This window comes from Streptomyces sp. NPDC053432 (assembly GCF_055585365.1).
Map to the genome: position 1 here is coordinate 530,153 of NZ_JBVJKF010000002.1, position 15,423 is coordinate 545,575.

Consider the following 15,423-nt stretch of genomic DNA (forward strand, 5'->3'; position numbering starts at 1 on the left):
GAGGAACACTAGCCGGGCGGCCACGGCCTCCGGCCGGAACCGCACGCATTCATACGACGAACAGAAGAGCGAACGGTCGGGCGCCGCGTCACACGGCGGGCAGCCCCACCCCGTGCGCCAGCTGGCCCACGGCATGCGTGAAGAACGCGTCCCGGTCCTCCACGACCCGGTTGAACTGCCCGAACAGCTCGAAGGAGACGAGACCGGCCAACTGCGCCCAGGCGGCGACTAGGGCGGCCGTGACCTCCGGCGGCAGTCCGGTGGCGAACTCGGCGGTCATCCGCTCGGCCTCGGCACGCAGGGTCGCGGGCAGCGGCGGCAGCGCGAGACCACGGCCCTCATGGGCGGCGCGGGCGATGCCGATGAGGGTGTTCCCGACGCGGGAGGCGGGCCCGATGGTGTCCACGGGGGCGCTGTATCCGGGCACCGGGGAACCGTAGATGAGGGCGTACTCGTGCGGATGCCCCAGCCCCCACGCCCGGACGGCTTCGCAGACCGCGATCCAGCGGGTGCGGGGCGGGGCGCCGGTGGCGAGGGCGCCGGCGTCGGCCTGCTCGGCGGCGGCGCCGAGGCTGTCGTAGGCGTCGACGATGAGCGCGGTGAGCAGGTCGTCGCGGCTGGGGAAGTAGCGGTAGAGGGCGGAGGAGACCATGCCCAGCTCGCGGGCGACCGCGCGCAGGGAGAGTTTGGCGGCGCCCTCTTCCGCGAGGCGGCGGCGCGCCTCGTCCTTGATGGCGGCGGTGACCTCGATACGGGCCCGTTCCCTGGCCCCTCGCACGGTGTTCATGCGGGCCAGTCTGCCACGAAACCGGAGCACTGCCCAAAAACAAGATCTCCGATCCATTTCGAGAGCAGTGCTCTTGCTTCGGAGCATCGATCCGTGCACACTGGTCTCAAGCGAGAGCACTGCTCTCGACAACGCGGAGAACCCGCAGCTCCGCCAGCCGAAGACCCGGAGGTCCCCATGAGCGGCACGCCCACCCCGTACTACGTCCAGGCCAGCCCGTTCGCCGTCCGCTTCAACGCCCTCTTCGGCAAGCTGGCCCGCCTCGGCATCAGCCTGGCCGGTACGGCGGAACTGTCGGTCCGCGGCCGGAAGTCCGGCGAGATGCAGCGGATCCCGGTCAACCCGCACACGTACGAAGGAGCGCAGTACCTGGTCTCGGCCCGCGGTCACTCCCAGTGGGTCCGCAACATGCGGGCGGCCGGCGGCGGCGAACTCCGCGTGGGCCGCAAGGTGCGGACCTTCACCGCCACCGAGATCACCGACCCGGCGGAGAAGGCCGCCGTCCTGCGGGCCTACCTGGAGAAGTGGGGCTGGGAGGTCAACCGCTTCTTCCAGGGCGTGACGGCGAAGTCCTCCGACGCGGAACTCCGGGCCGCCGCCGGCGACCACCCGGTCTTCCGCATCACGGTCGCGAACTGACCCCCGCCCGGTGGGCGCCCTCCAGTACGGCCAGCTCCTCCTCCGACAGGCGCACGGCGCCCGCCGCCACATTGGCGGCCAAGTGCTCGGGATCACCGGTGCCGGGGATGGCCAGCACGTGCGGTCCGCGGTGCAGCGTCCACGCCAGACGGACCTGCGCCGGGCTGACCCCGTGCTCCCGCGCGACGGCGAGGACCTCCGCGCGCTCGGTCGTCCCGCTCGCCCCGGCCGTGCGTCCCGTTCCGGCGATCGCGTAGAACGGCACGTACGCGATGCCCTGTTCTCCGCACCTCCGTACGAACCCGTCGTCTTCGGGCCGTACGCCGATGCCGTACGGGTTCTGCACGCAGACCACCGGTGCGATGGACCGGGCCTCGGCGAGCTGGTGCGGGTGGATGTTGGAGAGTCCCAGGTGACGGATGAGTCCGGCTTCGCGCAGCAGCGCCAGGGCGCCGAAGCGCTCCGCGATCGAGTCGGTGCCGACGATGCGCAGGTTCACCACGTCGAGGTGGTCACGGCCGAGCTGGCGAAGGTTCTCCTCCACCTGACCCCGCAGCTGTCCAGGGGTCGCGTGCGGCAGCCACCCGCCGGACGGACCGCGCCCGGGGCCGACCTTGGTGGTGATGACGAGGTCGTCGGGGTAGGGGGCCAGGGCCCGGTTGATCAGTTCGTTGGCGGAGCGCAGCGGCGAGAAGTAGAACGCGGCGGTGTCGATGTGGTTCACGCCGAGCTCGACTGCCCGGCGCAGCACGCCGATCGCCTGATCCCGGCCGCGTGGCAGCGCGTCGGCGATGAGCGCCTCGCCGGTCTGCGGCAGGCGCATCGTGCCGAAGCCGATCCGGTTGATCTTCAGGTCTCCGAGCATCCAAGTGCCCGACGCGGCCGCGGTGATCGTCTCTGAGGTCATGCCCGGGATGGTCTCCACCGCCTAGGCTGGCCGCAATTGATTCGGGAATGCGTGAATCCTCGGGGTGGATGTGTCGGCGGAGTTGGCGTTTTCGACGAATGACCTGGCACAGACGCGGTTCGCCGTCTCGCCGATGTGGGAGGTCGGCCCCAGCTTCCGGCTGATCGTTTCCGGCTCCGCGCACCCCGTTCACCGGCCCTGGATCGAGCAGGTGGGACCGCGCGTCGCGGCCGCCGGCCTGGACCGGGGCTGGCTCGCCGAGCTGATACCGCCTTCGGGTTACGTACCCGACTTCCTCAACCCGGCGCCCCGCGGCCCCGCCCCCGCCCTGGCGGAGGAGCTGGCCGGGATCATGGCCGTCCCCGACGCCCGGGTGCGGCGGGACCTCGACCGCCTGCGGGAGGAACAGGGCTTCCTGGGTCCCCGTCTGCGGGGTCTGTACGCCGAGCCGCAGGCCCGTCGGAAGCGGATCGCCGAAGAGATCGAAACCTACTGGGAACTGGCCCTCGCCCCCTACTGGGCGCGGATCCGGGCCGTACTCGACGCCGACGTCTTCCACCGTGCCCGCCAGGCGGCCGAACAGGGTCCGGGCCGCCTGCTGGACGGCCTGCACCCCTCACTGAGCTGGGACGACAGCGCGCTCCGGCTCGCCCACCGGCAGCGGACGCTGTCCCGGCGGACCGCGGGCGCGGGGCTGGTGCTGATCCCCTCGGTCTTCACCACACGCGGACCGTTCACCCGCGTGACCCCACCGGAACCGCCGCAGCTGGCCTACCCGGCGCGTGGCATCGGCGCACTGTGGCAACCCCGCGCCGCCGGGGCCGGGACCGAGGCGCTGGCAGGGGTCCTCGGCCGCTCGCGCGCCCGGCTGCTGGCCGAACTGGACAACCCTGCCTCCACCACCGCGCTGGCCCGCCGGACGGGGCTCTCGCCGTCCGGGGTGTCCCAGTACCTGACGGCGCTGCGCGCCGCGGGCCTGGTCAGCGCCCACCGGGCGGGACGTTCCGTGCTGTACGCCCGAACCTCCGTCGCGGATTCCCTCCTCACCGCCGCCGCCCTGTAGCCCGGCAGACGCCACGACCACCGCACGGCCCCGGCCAGCCCGGAACCCGCAGGCCGACCGGGGCCCGCCCCCGAGCACCACGACCCGAGGCGGCCCCAAAACCGTGCCGGGACCGGGGCCAGGGGCCGTCGTGGCTGAGGCCACGTGCCCGGAGCCCAAGGCGAACCCGGGAGCCGGGCCCAAGGCCGGGCCGGTCCAGGGACCGGCCCACGGCCGTAACCGTGCCAGGGCTCGGCCCACGGGGCCGGATTCAGGGCCGGGCCCGGGGGCCGGGGAAGCCGGGGCCGAGGATCGAGGCTGGGGCCGGATGCCCGAAGCGAAAGGCAAACCCGGGAGCCAGCCCCAGGCCCGGCCCAGGGGGCGGGCCCAGGGCCGGGTCCAGGGCCGCAAGGACTGGGCCCGAGGCCGGATCCAGGGCCGGGACCGAGACCGTGCCACGGCCTGGGCCCGAGGCCCGATCCAGGACCGAGACCGAGACCGTGCCAGGGGCTGGGCCCGAGGCCCGATCCAGGACCGGGGGCGTGCCAGGGACTGGGCCGGGTGCAGGGCCGGGGCCTGGACCGTGCCAGCGACCGGGCCGGAGGCCGGATCCGAGGCCGTATCCAGGAGGGGGGCCCGAGGCCGTGACCGGAGGCCCGGGCCGGGGGCACGGCACGAGGCAGGGCGCGAGGCCCGGCCCGCCGGTCCGGAACGGTACTCGCCCAGGGTCGGGCGCATGCACTGCGGGCAGGCGGGTGGGCGCCCGCTCCCCACGGGGACAGGTCCCCAGCGCCGACGCGGGGACGGGTGCTCAGGCCCCGCATGGGGACAGATCCCCAGCGCCCCACGGGGAAAGGTTCCCAGCGCCCCGCGCAGGGACAGCCGCCCACCCCCGCACGGGGACAGATCCCGAGCGCACCACGGGGACAGATGCCCCGCGCCCCGCGCAGGGACAGACCCCCAGCACCCCACGGGGACAGATCCCCAGCACCCCGCGCAGAGACAGACCCCCAGCACCCCACGGGGACAGATCCCCAGCACCCCGCGCAGAGACAGACCCCCAGCCCCGCACGGGGACCGGTGCCGCGCCCCGCACGGGGACCGGTGCCGCGCCCGCTGGGGGCGGCGGGGGCGCGGGCCGGGGACAGGGGCCGCGCCCCGTACGGGCGGCGGGGCTACGGGCGGCCGGGGGCCCGGGACGCCGACTGGCGGGCGTCCACGGCGTGCAGGGCCCGCCGCGCCAGCGCGTGCGTCCGTACCAGGTCCGCCAGCGTCGTCGAGCCGCGCGTGATCCGCGCGAACGCCCGCCACGCCGGGCGGAAGCCCGTGATCGCCGCGTGCAGCAGACCCGGCCTGGCTTCGAACAAGGTCAGCATCCGCCGCCCGACGCCCATCTCCGCACCCAGCCCGGCCTTCACCGCGAAGGCGTAGTTCAGGGCATGGCGGCGCGCGTCCACCGCGTCCTGCGCCTCGGAGATCTTCGCCGCCCACTCCCCCGCCAGCCGCCCGGAGCGCAGCGCGAAGGAGATGCCCTCCCGCGTCCACGGCTCCAGCAGCCCGGCCGCGTCGCCCGCGACCAGCACGCGGCCCCGCGAGAGCGGCGAATCGGGCTTGCGGCAACGGGTCAGGTGCCCCGAGGAGACGGCCGGTTCGAAGCCCGCGAGCCCGAGCCGGGCGATGAAGTCGTCCAAGTAGCGCTTGGTCGCGGCGCCTTCGCCCTTCGCCGAGATGACCCCGACCGTGAGGGTGTCCCCCTTGGGGAAGACCCACCCGTAACTGCCGGGCAGCGGACCCCAGTCGATCAGCACCCGGCCCTTCCAGTCCTCGGCGACCGTCTCCGGGACGGGGATCTCCGCCTCCAGGCCGAGGTCCACCTGCTCCATCTCCACGCCGACGTGCGCGCCGATCCGGCTCGCGCTGCCGTCCGCGCCGACCACCGCGCGGGCCAGGACGGTCTCTCCGTCGGCCAGCACCACGGCCACGGTGCGCCGGTCGGGCACCGCGGAACCGTGCTGTTCCACACGGGCCACGGCGGTACCCGTACGCACCGACGCCCCGGCCTTCTCGGCCTCCGCGACCAGCGCCGCGTCGAACTCCGGCCGGTTGATGAGCCCGAACAGCATCCGCTTCGAGCGCCGGGTCCGGGTCAGCCTCCCGTCCAGCGAGAAGGTCACCGCGTGGATGCGGTCCTTGAAGGGCAGGACGAAGCCCGGCGGCAGGGCGTCGCGCGAGGGACCGATGATGCCGCCGCCGCACGTCTTGTAGCGGGGCAGTTCGGCCTTCTCCAGCAGCAGGACGCTGCGCCCCGCCCTGGCCGCCTCGTACGCCGCGGACGATCCGGCCGGGCCGGCCCCGACCACGACCACGTCCCACACCTCACCGGACGCACCGGACTCGCCCGGCTCCTGCGTCCCCTCCGCCTTCCGGGTCCCGCCCGCGTCCCCGGAGGCACCCGCGTCCCCGGAGGCCCCCGCGCCCCCGGTTCCCCCACTCGCCCCGGCCACCTCGTCGCCCACCCTCCCCGCGGACCGCTCCGCGCCTTCGCCTGCGCCCGTACCTGCGTCGCGTACGTCGTCGTCGCTGCTCACGATGTGCTGCTGCTCCTGATCACCCGTTGCTCCGATGCCGGGCAAATCCTAGCGAGACGCCCCGTCGCTCCGTTGTGCGAGGATCAGGACTGTCTTTCGCCGTCCCCGGCATACGCGCACCCCCGCGGATGCGGGGAGCCGTACACAAAGCACAACGTCGCACCCAAAAGGAGCGTGCCCATGTCCCAGAATCCGATCGCCGAGACGGTCGCCTCGCTGATGCCCCGCGCCAAGCAGGAGCTCACCGAGCTGGTGGCCTTCCAGTCGGTGGCGGACTGGGCGCAGTTCCCCCGCAGCGAGAGCGAGGCCGCCGCGAACTGGGTGGCCGACGCGCTGCGCGTCGAGGGCTTCGAGGACGTGGCCCTGCTCGACACCCCCGACGGCACCCAGTCCGTCTACGGCTTCCTGCCCGGCCCCGAGGGGGCGCCGACCGTACTGCTCTACGCGCACTACGACGTGCAGCCGCCGCTGGACGACGCCGCCTGGATCTCCCCGGCCTTCGAGCTGACGGAGCGCGACGGCCGCTGGTACGGGCGCGGTGCGGCCGACTGCAAGGGCGGGTTCATCATGCACCTGCTGGCGCTGCGCGCGCTGAAGGCCAACGGTGGTGTGCCGGTGAGCGTGAAGGTGATCGTCGAGGGCTCGGAGGAGCAGGGCACCGGCGGTCTCCAGCGGTACGCCGAGGCGCACCCGGAGCTGCTGACCGCCGACACCATCGTGATCGGCGACGCGGGCAACTTCCGCCTCGGTCTGCCGACGGTGACGGCCACCCTGCGCGGCATGTGCCTGCTGAAGGTGAAGATCGACACGCTGGGCGGCAACCTGCACTCCGGCATGTTCGGCGGTGTCGCCCCGGACGCGCTGGCCGCGCTGATCCGCGTCCTCGACTCGCTGCGCTCGGCGGACGGTTCGACGACCGTGGACGGTCTGGCCTCGGACGCGGTGTGGGAGGGCCTGCAGTACCCGGAGGCGGACTTCCGCTCCGACGCGAAGGTGCTGGACGGCGTCGAGCTCATCGGCGCGGGCACGATCGCGGACCGCCTGTGGGCCCGCCCGGCCGTGACGGTGCTGGGCATCGACTGCCCGCCGGTGGTCGGCGCCACTCCGTCGGTGCACGCGAGCGCGGCCGCGCTGATCAGCCTGCGGGTGCCGCCGGGCGTGGACACCGCCGAGGCCGTGAAGCTCCTGGAGGCCCACATGGTGGCGCACACCCCGTGGAAGGCGCGGCTGGAGCTGGAGGTCGTGGGCCAGGGCCAGCCGTTCCAGGCGGACACGGACAGCCCGGCGTACGCCTCCATGGCCGCGGCGCTGCGCGAGGCGTACCCGGGTCAGGAGATGCAGGTCGCGGGCATGGGCGGCTCGATCCCGCTGTGCAACACGCTGACGCAGCTGTACCCGGACGCGGAGATGCTGCTGATCGGGCTGAGTGAACCGGAGGCGCAGATCCACGCCCTGAACGAGAGCGTGGCGCCGGAGGAGCTGGAGCGGCTGTCGGTCGCGGAGGCCCTGTTCCTCCTCAACTACGCCGAGTCCAAGCGCGGCTGACGCCCGGTGGGCGCCCGGGGCTGAGGTGCGGCGCCGCCGCGCACGCGGCCCCGAGGTCCGCCCAGGCCTCGCGGCCCCGGACACCGGCGGGGCCGGATGCAGCCGGTGCCGGGACGTGGGGGACGGCTCGGCCACCGGCCACCGGCCACCGGCCACCGGCGGAGGGTCCGCTCTCAGCGGACTCCGCTCCCGGTGAAGCCGCGTGTCCGCGGCGGTCCCGGGTGCGTAGCGTCAGCGTATGGATCTTGTCGAGGTAATACCCAACCGGCTCCACATGCTCCGTTTCCCCATCGGCCAGGCCTATCTCTGGCAGGACGACGGAGCCCTCACCCTGATCGACGCGGGCGACGCGCGGTCCGCCGACGCGATCGAGGGGGCGATGCGTTCCCTCGGGCTGGAGCCCGGGCGGCTGGAACGCATCGTCCTCACGCACTGCCACCGGGACCACGTCGGCGCGGCCGGTGAGCTCGCCGCCCGCTGGGGCGCCCGGGTCCTGGCGCACCGGCTGGACGCACCCGTGATCCGGGGCGAGCGGCCGGTGCCCGAACCGGTGCTGCTGGACTGGGAGATCCCGCTGTACGCGCACGGCCTGACGGTCCCCGAGGCCCCGCAGACCCCCGTCGACGTGGAGTTGGAGGACGGGGACGCACTGGGCTTCGGGGACGGGGCCTACGTGGTCCACGCGCCGGGCCACACGGACGGCAGCATCGGCGTGCACCTGCCCCGCCACGGCGTGCTGTTCACGGGGGACTGCGTGGCCGCGGTCGGCCCGCTGATGCTGGGGGTCTTCAACGTGGACCGCGCCCGGGCGGTCGACTCCTTCCACCGGCTGGCCGCGCTCTCCCCCGCGGTCGCCTGCTTCGGCCACGGCGATCCCCTGACCGCGGACACGGCGGCTGCCCTCGCCAAGGCCGCCGCCGGCACCGCGGCCTGACGGGGCCCGTCAGCCGACCGGGACGCCCGCCTCCAGGTACAGCGGGTGGCCCCGCTCGCGGGCGCGCAGGGCCCAGCGGAGGCGTTCGTACCGGTGCTGCGGGAGCAGTCCGGCCGCCTCGGCCTCGGTGACGAAGCGCCAGGCGCGGAGCTCCGGGCCCGGCAGCCGGAGCCGCTGCGCCGCCTCCTCGGTCAGCCGGCCGCCGTCGAAGAGCAGGCGCAGCCCTCCGAACCCGGGGGGCTGCGGAGCCTCCCAGTCGACGACGAGGAGGCCCGGCAACTCGTCGAGTACGAGGCCCAGTTCCTCGGCGACCTCCCGTACGCCCGCCCGCGCGGGGGCCTCGCCGGCTTCGACGACACCGCCGGGGAACTCCCAGCCCGCCTTGTACGTCGGGTCCACCAGCAGCACCCGGTCGTGCTCGTCGAAGAGCAGCACCCCGGCGGCCACGGTCTCGCGCACGGGTTCCGGGGTCTGCACGATGTCGCAGACGGGGGCGGCCTCGGTGCGGACGGCCTCGGCGATCCGCTCGGCGGTCTCCCGCGGGCTCAGGGCCCCGTTGTCGACGACGTGCGCGTCGGCGGTGAGCCAGCCGAGGGCCTGCTGGTAGACCGGGATGTGGTCGTAGGCCCACTGGCGGACGTGGAGGTCCACCTCCTGCTGGTCCCCCGGCTCCTCCCGGTGCGCGATCCGCTCCCGCAGGATCGTTTCGGCGGGGGCCAGCAGGACATGGCGCACGGGAATCCGGCGCGCCGCGAGGCCACCGAAGATCTCGTCCCGGTACTCCTGACGCAGCAGCGTCATCGGTACGACGAGCACGCCGCCCAGTTCCGCGAGCATCGCCGCGGCGGTGTCCACCACCAACCGCCGCCAGCTCGGCAGGTCCTGGTAGTCGGTCACCTCCGCGAGCCGTTTGCGCGGCAGCAGCACGCGCAGCGCGTCCCCGATGAACTCCGGGTCGAACAGGGTGCTGTCCGGCAGGATTCCGGCCAGTTCGCGGGCCGTGCTGGTCTTTCCGGCGCTGAATGTGCCGTTGATCCAGACAATCACGTCTACCCCTCTCCGCATGGCTCGTCCGGAGCCCCCAGTGGCTTGCCCGCCCCACCCTGCCACGGAAACCCGTTAATCAGCCGAGTGCATATCCTCGAGGTCAGAGCGCTGCCCACCACCTCCGGAGGTTTCCCCGCCGTGGCCATCAACCGCCGCCCGTCCGACCCCCGCTACGGCAACCGGCCCACGATGAAGGACGTGGCGGCCCGGGCCGGTGTGGGCCTGAAGACGGTGTCGCGGGTGGTCAACGGCGAACCGGGAGTGACCCCCGAGACGGAGAGACGCGTCCAGGAGGCCATCGAGGCGCTCGGTTTCCGCCGCAACGACAGCGCGCGCGTGCTGCGCAAGGGCCGTACCGCCACCGTCGGCCTGGTCCTGGAGGACCTCGCCGACCCCTTCTACGGCCCGCTGAACCGTGCCGTGGAGGAGGTGGCGCGGGCGCACGGGGCGCTGCTCGTCAACGGTTCCAGCGCCGAGGACCCGGAACGTGAGCGGGAGTTGGCGCTCGCGCTGTGCGCGCGCAGGGTGGACGGGCTGATCGTGATCCCGGCGGGTGACGACCACCGCTACCTGGAACCGGAGATGAGGGCGGGCGTGGCCACGGTGTTCGTGGACCGCCCGGCCGGCCGGATCGACGCGGACGTGGTCCTCTCGGACAACTTCGGCGGTGCCCGGGAGGGCGTGGCCCACCTGATCACGGGCGGCCACCGCCGGATCGGATACATCGGGGACCACTCGCGCATCCACACGGCGACGGAACGCCTGCGCGGCTACCGGGCGGCGATGGCACAGGCGGGCCTGCCGGTGGCCGGTTCCGGGGTCTCCCTCGGCTCCACGCACCCGGAACGGGTGGCGGCCGCGGCCCGCGCGATGCTCGGGGGCCCGGAGCCGGTGACGGCCTTCTTCGCGGGCAACAACCGGGTGACGGTCACGCTGGTCCGCGTCCTCGCCGCCCTGGAGCACCCGGTGGCCCTGGTCGGCTTCGACGACTTCGAGCTGGCCGACCTGCTGAGCCCGGGCATCACGGTGGTGGCCCAGGACGCGGCGGCCCTGGGCCGCGTCGCCACGGACCGCCTCTTCCAACGCCTGTCGGGCGCCGCCCTCCCCCCGGCCCGCATCGAACTCCCGACCCGCCTGATCCCCCGCGGCTCGGGCGAACTGCCGCCCGCCGGCTCCGTGTGAAACGCCGCGGGGCCCGGCCGGGGGGTTCCGGCCGGGCACCGCGGGGGTGGATCAGGCGGTCGCCGTCAGGGTCGCCGAGCGACGCGGGATGGCGAAGGCGTCCAGCTCGGCGCGGGTCAGGCCGGTGAGGGCGGTGACCTCGTCGGCGCCGACCGCGCCGCAGTCGAGGCCGCGGACCAGGTAGCCCGCCAGGGCCTTGGCGGTGGCGGGCTCGTCCATCACGTCGCCCTCGATCTTGGCCACGTACGCCTTCAGGCGCGCGGCGGCGGTCTCCAGGCCCTCGCGGTAGAAGGTGAAGACGGCCGCGTAGCGGGTCGGGAGGTGACCCGGGTGCATGTCCCAGCCCTGGTAGTAGGCGCGGGCCAGGGCGCGGCGGGTCAGGCCGTAGTGCAGCTTCCAGGCCTCGTGGACCTTCTCCGTGGTGCCGATGGGCAGCACGTTGGTGGAGCCGTCGGAGACGCGCACGCCGGTGCCGGCGGCCGCGACCTGCATGATCGCCTTGGCGTGGTCGGCGGCGGGGTGGTCGCTGGCCTGGTAGGCGGCGGAGACGCCGACGCAGGCGCTGTAGTCGAAGGTGCCGTAGTGCAGACCGGTGGCACGGCCCTTGGAGGCCTCGATCATGCGGGCCACGGTGGCGGTGCCGTCGGAGGCCAGGATGGACTGGCTGGTCTCGATCTGGATCTCGAAGCCGATACGGCCCGGGCGCAGGCCGCGGGCGGCCTCGAAGGCCTCCAGCAGCTGGACGAAGGCGGTGACCTGCTCGGCGTACGTCACCTTCGGCAGGGTCAGGACCAGGTTGTCCGGGAGGCCGCCGTGGGCGAGCAGGCCGGACAGGAAGACGTCCGTGGTGCGGATGCCGCGGTCGCGGACGTTGGACTCCATGCACTTCATGCGGATGCCCATGTACGGCGCGTTGGTGCCGTTGGAGTACGCCTCGGAGATCAGGCGGGCGGCACGCGCGGCGGCCTGGTCCTCCTCCTCGTCGGAACGGACGCCGAAGCCGTCCTCGAAGTCGACGCGGAGGTCCTCGATGGGCTCGGAGGCGAGCTTGGCGCGGACGCGGTCGTAGACCGGCACGGCCAGCTCGTCCGGGATGCCGAGTACCTTGGCGAAGGTGGCCGCGTCCGGGGCGTGCTCGTCCATCGCGGCGAGGGCCTGGTCGCCCCAGGAACGGACGGTGTCCGCGTCGAAGACGTCACCCGGCACGTAGACCGTGTGGATCGGCTGACGGGTGCCGGGGTCGCCCGGGTAGTGGCGCGCGAGTTCCGCGTCCACCGGCGCGAGGGAAGCGCTGATGCCCTCGCTGACCGCGCCTGCGAGGCTCGTCGCCACCTTCTCCTGCTGACCCATCGTGCACTCTCCTCTTTTCCGCTTCACGGAAGCTTAGATCCGCATAGCAGAATTTAGTCACGGGGTTCCGCTCCGTCAATGGTCCCTCGGCCGTCCTGGAGAAACGACTCGGGGCCGTGCGGTGACAATCACCACACGGCCCCGTCAGAAGTGGAGCTCCGAAGAGAAGCGCAGGTCAGCCCTTGCGCGCCTTGATCTCCTCGGTCAGCTGCGGGACGACCGAGAAGAGGTCGCCGACCACGCCGTAGTCGACGAGGTCGAAGATCGGGGCCTCGGAGTCCTTGTTGATGGCCACGATGGTCTTCGAGGTCTGCATGCCGGCCCGGTGCTGGATCGCGCCGGAGATGCCGGAGGCGATGTACAGCTGCGGGGAGACCGACTTGCCGGTCTGGCCGACCTGGTTCGAGTGCGGGTACCAGCCGGCGTCGACGGCGGCGCGCGAGGCACCGACGGCCGCACCGAGGGAGTCCGCGAGGTCCTCGATGATGTGGAAGTTCTCGGCACCGTTGACGCCGCGGCCGCCGGAGACCACGATCGCGGCCTCGGTCAGCTCGGGGCGGCCGGTCGACTCGCGCGGGGTGCGGGAGGTGACCTTGGTGCCGGTGGCCAGGGCGCCGAAGGTGACGGCGAGCGCCTCGACGGCGCCGGCGGCCGGGGCGGCCTCGACCGGGGCCGAGTTCGGCTTCACGGTGATGACCGGGGTGCCCTTGGAGACACGGGACTTGGTGGTGAAGGACGCGGCGAAAGCGGACTGCGTCGCGACCGGACCCTCGTCACCCGCCTCCAGGTCGGTGGCGTCGGTGATGATGCCGGAGCCGATGCGCACGGCCAGGCGGGCGGCGATCTCCTTGCCCTCGGCGGAGGACGGGACGAGCACGGCGGCCGGGGTGACGGCCTCGTACGCGGCCTGGAGCGCGTCCACCTTCGGTACCACGAGGTACTCGGCGAACTCGGGGGCGTCGGCGGTCAGGACCTTGACGGCACCGTGCTCGGCGAGCACGGCGGCGGTGTCGGCGGCGCCGGCACCCAGGGCCACGGCGACGGGCTCGCCGATGCGGCGGGCCAGCGTCAGCAGCTCGAGGGTGGGCTTGCGGACGGCGCCGTCCACGTGGTCGACGTAGACGAGAACTTCAGCCATGGGACTGCTCTCCTGCTGTTACGAAGTGTCTGGGGGCTTGAGAGGGGTGACCGAAGCTCTTAGATGAACTTCTGGCCGGCCAGGAACTCGGCCAGCTGCTTGCCGCCCTCGCCCTCGTCCTTGACGATCGTGCCGGCGGTGCGCGCCGGACGCTGCGCCGCGGCGTCGACAACGGTCCAGGAGCCCTCGAGACCGACCTCGTCGGCCTCGATCTCCAGCTCCTCCAGGTCCCAGGACTCCACCGGCTTCTTCTTGGCGGCCATGATGCCCTTGAAGGACGGGTAGCGGGCCTCGCCCGACTGGTCCGTCACCGAGACGAGCGCGGGGAGGGAGGCCTCCAGCTGCTCGCTCGCGGTGTCGCCGTCACGGCGGCCGGTCACGGTGCCGTCCTCGACCTTGACCTCGGAGAGCAGGGTGACCTGCGGGACGCCCAGGCGCTCGGCCAGGATCGCCGGCAGCACGCCCATCGTGCCGTCGGTCGACGCCATGCCGGTGATGACCAGGTCGAAGCCGGCCTTCTCGACGGCCTTGGCGAGCACCAGCGAGGTGGCCATGACGTCCGAGCCGTGCAGGTCGTCGTCCTCGACGTGGATGGCCTTGTCGGCACCCATCGAAAGCGCCTTGCGCAGCGCGTCCTTGGCGTCCTCGGGACCCACCGTCAGGACGGTGATCTCGGCGTCGTCGGCCTCGTCGGCGATCTGCAGCGCCTGCTCGACGGCGTACTCGTCGAGCTCCGACAGCAGGCCGTCGACGTCGTCGCGGTCGACGGTCAGGTCATCGCCGAAGTGCCGGTCGCCGGTGGCGTCGGGCACGTACTTCACACAGACAACGATCCTCAGGCTCACGCCGGCTCTCCTACCGCATCGTCTTTTTCTGATACCGCCTTGTGCAGGCAGCATAGGCGCCTTGTCGGGCGGATCCCGGTCGGGGCGGCCCGCGCTCCGAAGGGAATGTTACTCGTCAGTACACCTTGGGTTCCACCAACCCGCAAGGCCGGTGAACTGTGATCTGTCCAACGCCGTGCAACTGCCCCCAACAGGGACGATTCAGTCGCGCAACGCGTTGAAGCGTCCCTGGTGGTATAGCAGGGGCCGGCCCGCGCCGGTCCGGTCCCCCTCGGGGTCCCCGGCGACCGCCTCCGCGATGATCACCCGGTGCTCCCCGGCGGGCACGCGCGCCACCACCCGGCAGACCAGCCACGCCAGGACGCCGTCCAGTACGGGAACCCCGTGCGGGCCGACGCTCCAGTCCGTGGCCGCACCGAAGCGGTCCGCTCCGCTGCGGGCGAACAGGCCCGCCAGCTCCTTCTGGTGCTCGCCGAGTATGTGGACACCGAGGTACTCGCTGTCGCGCACCGCGGGCCAGCTGGAGGAGCCGGTGCCGGTCGTGAAGGACAGCAGGGGCGGCTCGGCGGAGACGGAGTTCAGCGAGGTCGCGGTGAAGCCGACCGGGCGGGTGCCGTCCGCGGCGGTGATCACGGCGACGCCGGCGGCGTGCCGGCGGAAGACGGAGCGCAGGAGGTCCGGCGAGCCGGGGAGGGCGGCCGCGAGGCCGGGGGACGGTGCCGTCGGGGCGGTCATGTCTCTTCCTTCTGCCGCGGCGGACGCGGGCACGGGTCGGGGATCAGGGGTCGGGGCGTTCACTGATCCCAACAGCGCGCGCTCGCGTGGCGGACGAGGTCTATGTGCACCCGGCCGAAGAGCAGGAGTTCGTACCGCATGCCGCCAGCCTGTCGATCTCCCGTGTACACAGTCAAGCGGGTCGGGACAGATGTCAGGCGCGTCACGCTGCGTGCGGGCGCGCGCACCGGCGCGTCCGGGGCCCGCCGTCGCCCCGGCGCCGCGTCATACGGCGGCCCCCAGGGCGGCGATCACGTCCACCTTGCGGGGCATCCCGGCGGCGCGCCGCACCTCGCGGCCGGCCGCGTCGAGCACCAGCACGGTCGGGGTCTTCTCGATCCCGAGGGCCCGTACGAGGTCCAGCCGTTCCTCGGCGTCGATCTCGATGTGCGCGACCCCCTCGACCATCGCCGCGACCTCGGCGAGGATCCGCCGGGTGGCCCGGCAGGGCTGGCAGAAGGCGCTGGAGAACTGCACCAGGCTGGCCCGCCCTCCCAGGGCCTGGCCCAGCTCCGCCGCACCCAGCCTCGCGGGCCCGTCCGCTCGCCCCACCACGCGTACTCCCGTCCCACGCCCGTCTTCGTCCGCGCACATCATCGCCGTACGCTCGTACGAGGATCGGAGCGCTGCCCGGACCTGCGCCAT

At 73.2% G+C, this 15,423-nt stretch carries 14 protein-coding genes; 5 read left to right on the forward strand and 9 right to left on the reverse strand.

Going from position 1 to position 15,423, the window contains the following annotated elements; genetic code table 11:
- Positions 1 to 88 precede the first annotated feature (88 nt).
- Positions 89 to 787, reverse strand: a complete 699-nt coding sequence (locus ACZ6Y1_RS05525; protein WP_469623288.1) for a TetR/AcrR family transcriptional regulator — start codon at positions 785 to 787, stop codon at positions 89 to 91.
- A 177-nt stretch (positions 788 to 964) separates the two neighbouring features.
- Here ACZ6Y1_RS05525 and ACZ6Y1_RS05530 point away from each other — a divergent pair, with 177 nt between their 5' ends.
- Positions 965 to 1,426: a nitroreductase family deazaflavin-dependent oxidoreductase gene (locus ACZ6Y1_RS05530; RefSeq protein WP_469623291.1), complete on the forward strand. Its 462-nt coding sequence runs from the start codon at positions 965 to 967 to the stop codon at positions 1,424 to 1,426.
- Here ACZ6Y1_RS05530 and ACZ6Y1_RS05535 read toward each other — a convergent pair.
- Entirely contained in the window at positions 1,410 to 2,333 is a 924-nt protein-coding gene (locus tag ACZ6Y1_RS05535) for an aldo/keto reductase (RefSeq protein WP_469623295.1), read from the reverse strand. The genes ACZ6Y1_RS05530 and ACZ6Y1_RS05535 overlap by 17 nt on opposite strands.
- Positions 2,334 to 2,415: 82 nt before the next feature.
- On the opposite strand from ACZ6Y1_RS05535, the gene ACZ6Y1_RS05540 reads away from it, so the two are divergent.
- Positions 2,416 to 3,396 carry an ArsR/SmtB family transcription factor gene (locus ACZ6Y1_RS05540; RefSeq protein WP_469623298.1) on the forward strand — a complete coding sequence of 327 codons (981 nt, stop codon included), beginning with the start codon at positions 2,416 to 2,418 and terminating at the stop codon, positions 3,394 to 3,396.
- 1,154 nt (positions 3,397 to 4,550) lie between these two features.
- On the opposite strand, the gene ACZ6Y1_RS05545 is transcribed toward ACZ6Y1_RS05540, so the two are convergent.
- A complete protein-coding gene (locus ACZ6Y1_RS05545) occupies positions 4,551 to 5,750 on the reverse strand; it encodes a geranylgeranyl reductase family protein (protein ID WP_469623712.1) in 1,200 nt (399 codons plus the stop codon).
- Positions 5,751 to 6,143: 393 nt separating this feature from the next.
- Between ACZ6Y1_RS05545 and ACZ6Y1_RS05550 the strand changes: the two genes are divergently transcribed.
- Together ACZ6Y1_RS05550 and ACZ6Y1_RS05555 are read left to right on the forward strand one after the other, a co-directional pair.
- Positions 6,144 to 7,508, forward strand: a complete 1,365-nt coding sequence (locus tag ACZ6Y1_RS05550; RefSeq protein WP_469623301.1) for a M20/M25/M40 family metallo-hydrolase — start codon at positions 6,144 to 6,146, stop codon at positions 7,506 to 7,508.
- Between the two features lie 238 nt (positions 7,509 to 7,746).
- Entirely contained in the window at positions 7,747 to 8,442 is a 696-nt protein-coding gene (locus ACZ6Y1_RS05555; RefSeq protein WP_469623304.1) for an MBL fold metallo-hydrolase, read from the forward strand.
- 9 nt (positions 8,443 to 8,451) lie between these two features.
- On the opposite strand, the gene ACZ6Y1_RS05560 is transcribed toward ACZ6Y1_RS05555, so the two are convergent.
- On the reverse strand, positions 8,452 to 9,489 hold the full coding sequence (locus tag ACZ6Y1_RS05560; RefSeq protein WP_469623308.1) for an NUDIX hydrolase: 1,038 nt from the start codon (positions 9,487 to 9,489) through the stop codon (positions 8,452 to 8,454).
- Positions 9,490 to 9,678: 189 nt separating this feature from the next.
- On the opposite strand from ACZ6Y1_RS05560, the gene ACZ6Y1_RS05565 reads away from it, so the two are divergent.
- Complete coding sequence (locus ACZ6Y1_RS05565) at positions 9,679 to 10,671, forward strand: LacI family DNA-binding transcriptional regulator (protein WP_469623716.1); 993 nt, start codon at positions 9,679 to 9,681, stop codon at positions 10,669 to 10,671.
- Positions 10,672 to 10,722: 51 nt separating this feature from the next.
- On the opposite strand, the gene ACZ6Y1_RS05570 is transcribed toward ACZ6Y1_RS05565, so the two are convergent.
- The 5 genes from ACZ6Y1_RS05570 to ACZ6Y1_RS05590 all read right to left on the reverse strand — a co-directional run bounded on the left by ACZ6Y1_RS05570 (position 10,723) and on the right by ACZ6Y1_RS05590 (position 15,372).
- Positions 10,723 to 12,021 carry a DUF6986 family protein gene (locus ACZ6Y1_RS05570; RefSeq protein ID WP_469623311.1) on the reverse strand — a complete coding sequence of 433 codons (1,299 nt, stop codon included), beginning with the start codon at positions 12,019 to 12,021 and terminating at the stop codon, positions 10,723 to 10,725.
- Between the two features lie 175 nt (positions 12,022 to 12,196).
- The gene (locus ACZ6Y1_RS05575; RefSeq protein ID WP_469623317.1) at positions 12,197 to 13,159 is read right to left on the reverse strand and encodes an electron transfer flavoprotein subunit alpha/FixB family protein; all 963 of its coding nucleotides are present in this window, start codon (positions 13,157 to 13,159) and stop codon (positions 12,197 to 12,199) included.
- 59 nt (positions 13,160 to 13,218) lie between these two features.
- The gene (locus ACZ6Y1_RS05580; protein ID WP_469623321.1) at positions 13,219 to 14,004 is read right to left on the reverse strand and encodes an electron transfer flavoprotein subunit beta/FixA family protein; all 786 of its coding nucleotides are present in this window, start codon (positions 14,002 to 14,004) and stop codon (positions 13,219 to 13,221) included.
- Positions 14,005 to 14,205: 201 nt separating this feature from the next.
- Entirely contained in the window at positions 14,206 to 14,739 is a 534-nt protein-coding gene (locus ACZ6Y1_RS05585; RefSeq protein ID WP_469623324.1) for a flavin reductase family protein, read from the reverse strand.
- Positions 14,740 to 15,003: 264 nt separating this feature from the next.
- Positions 15,004 to 15,372, reverse strand: a complete 369-nt coding sequence (locus tag ACZ6Y1_RS05590) for a TlpA family protein disulfide reductase (protein WP_469623720.1) — start codon at positions 15,370 to 15,372, stop codon at positions 15,004 to 15,006.
- Positions 15,373 to 15,423 lie beyond the last annotated feature (51 nt).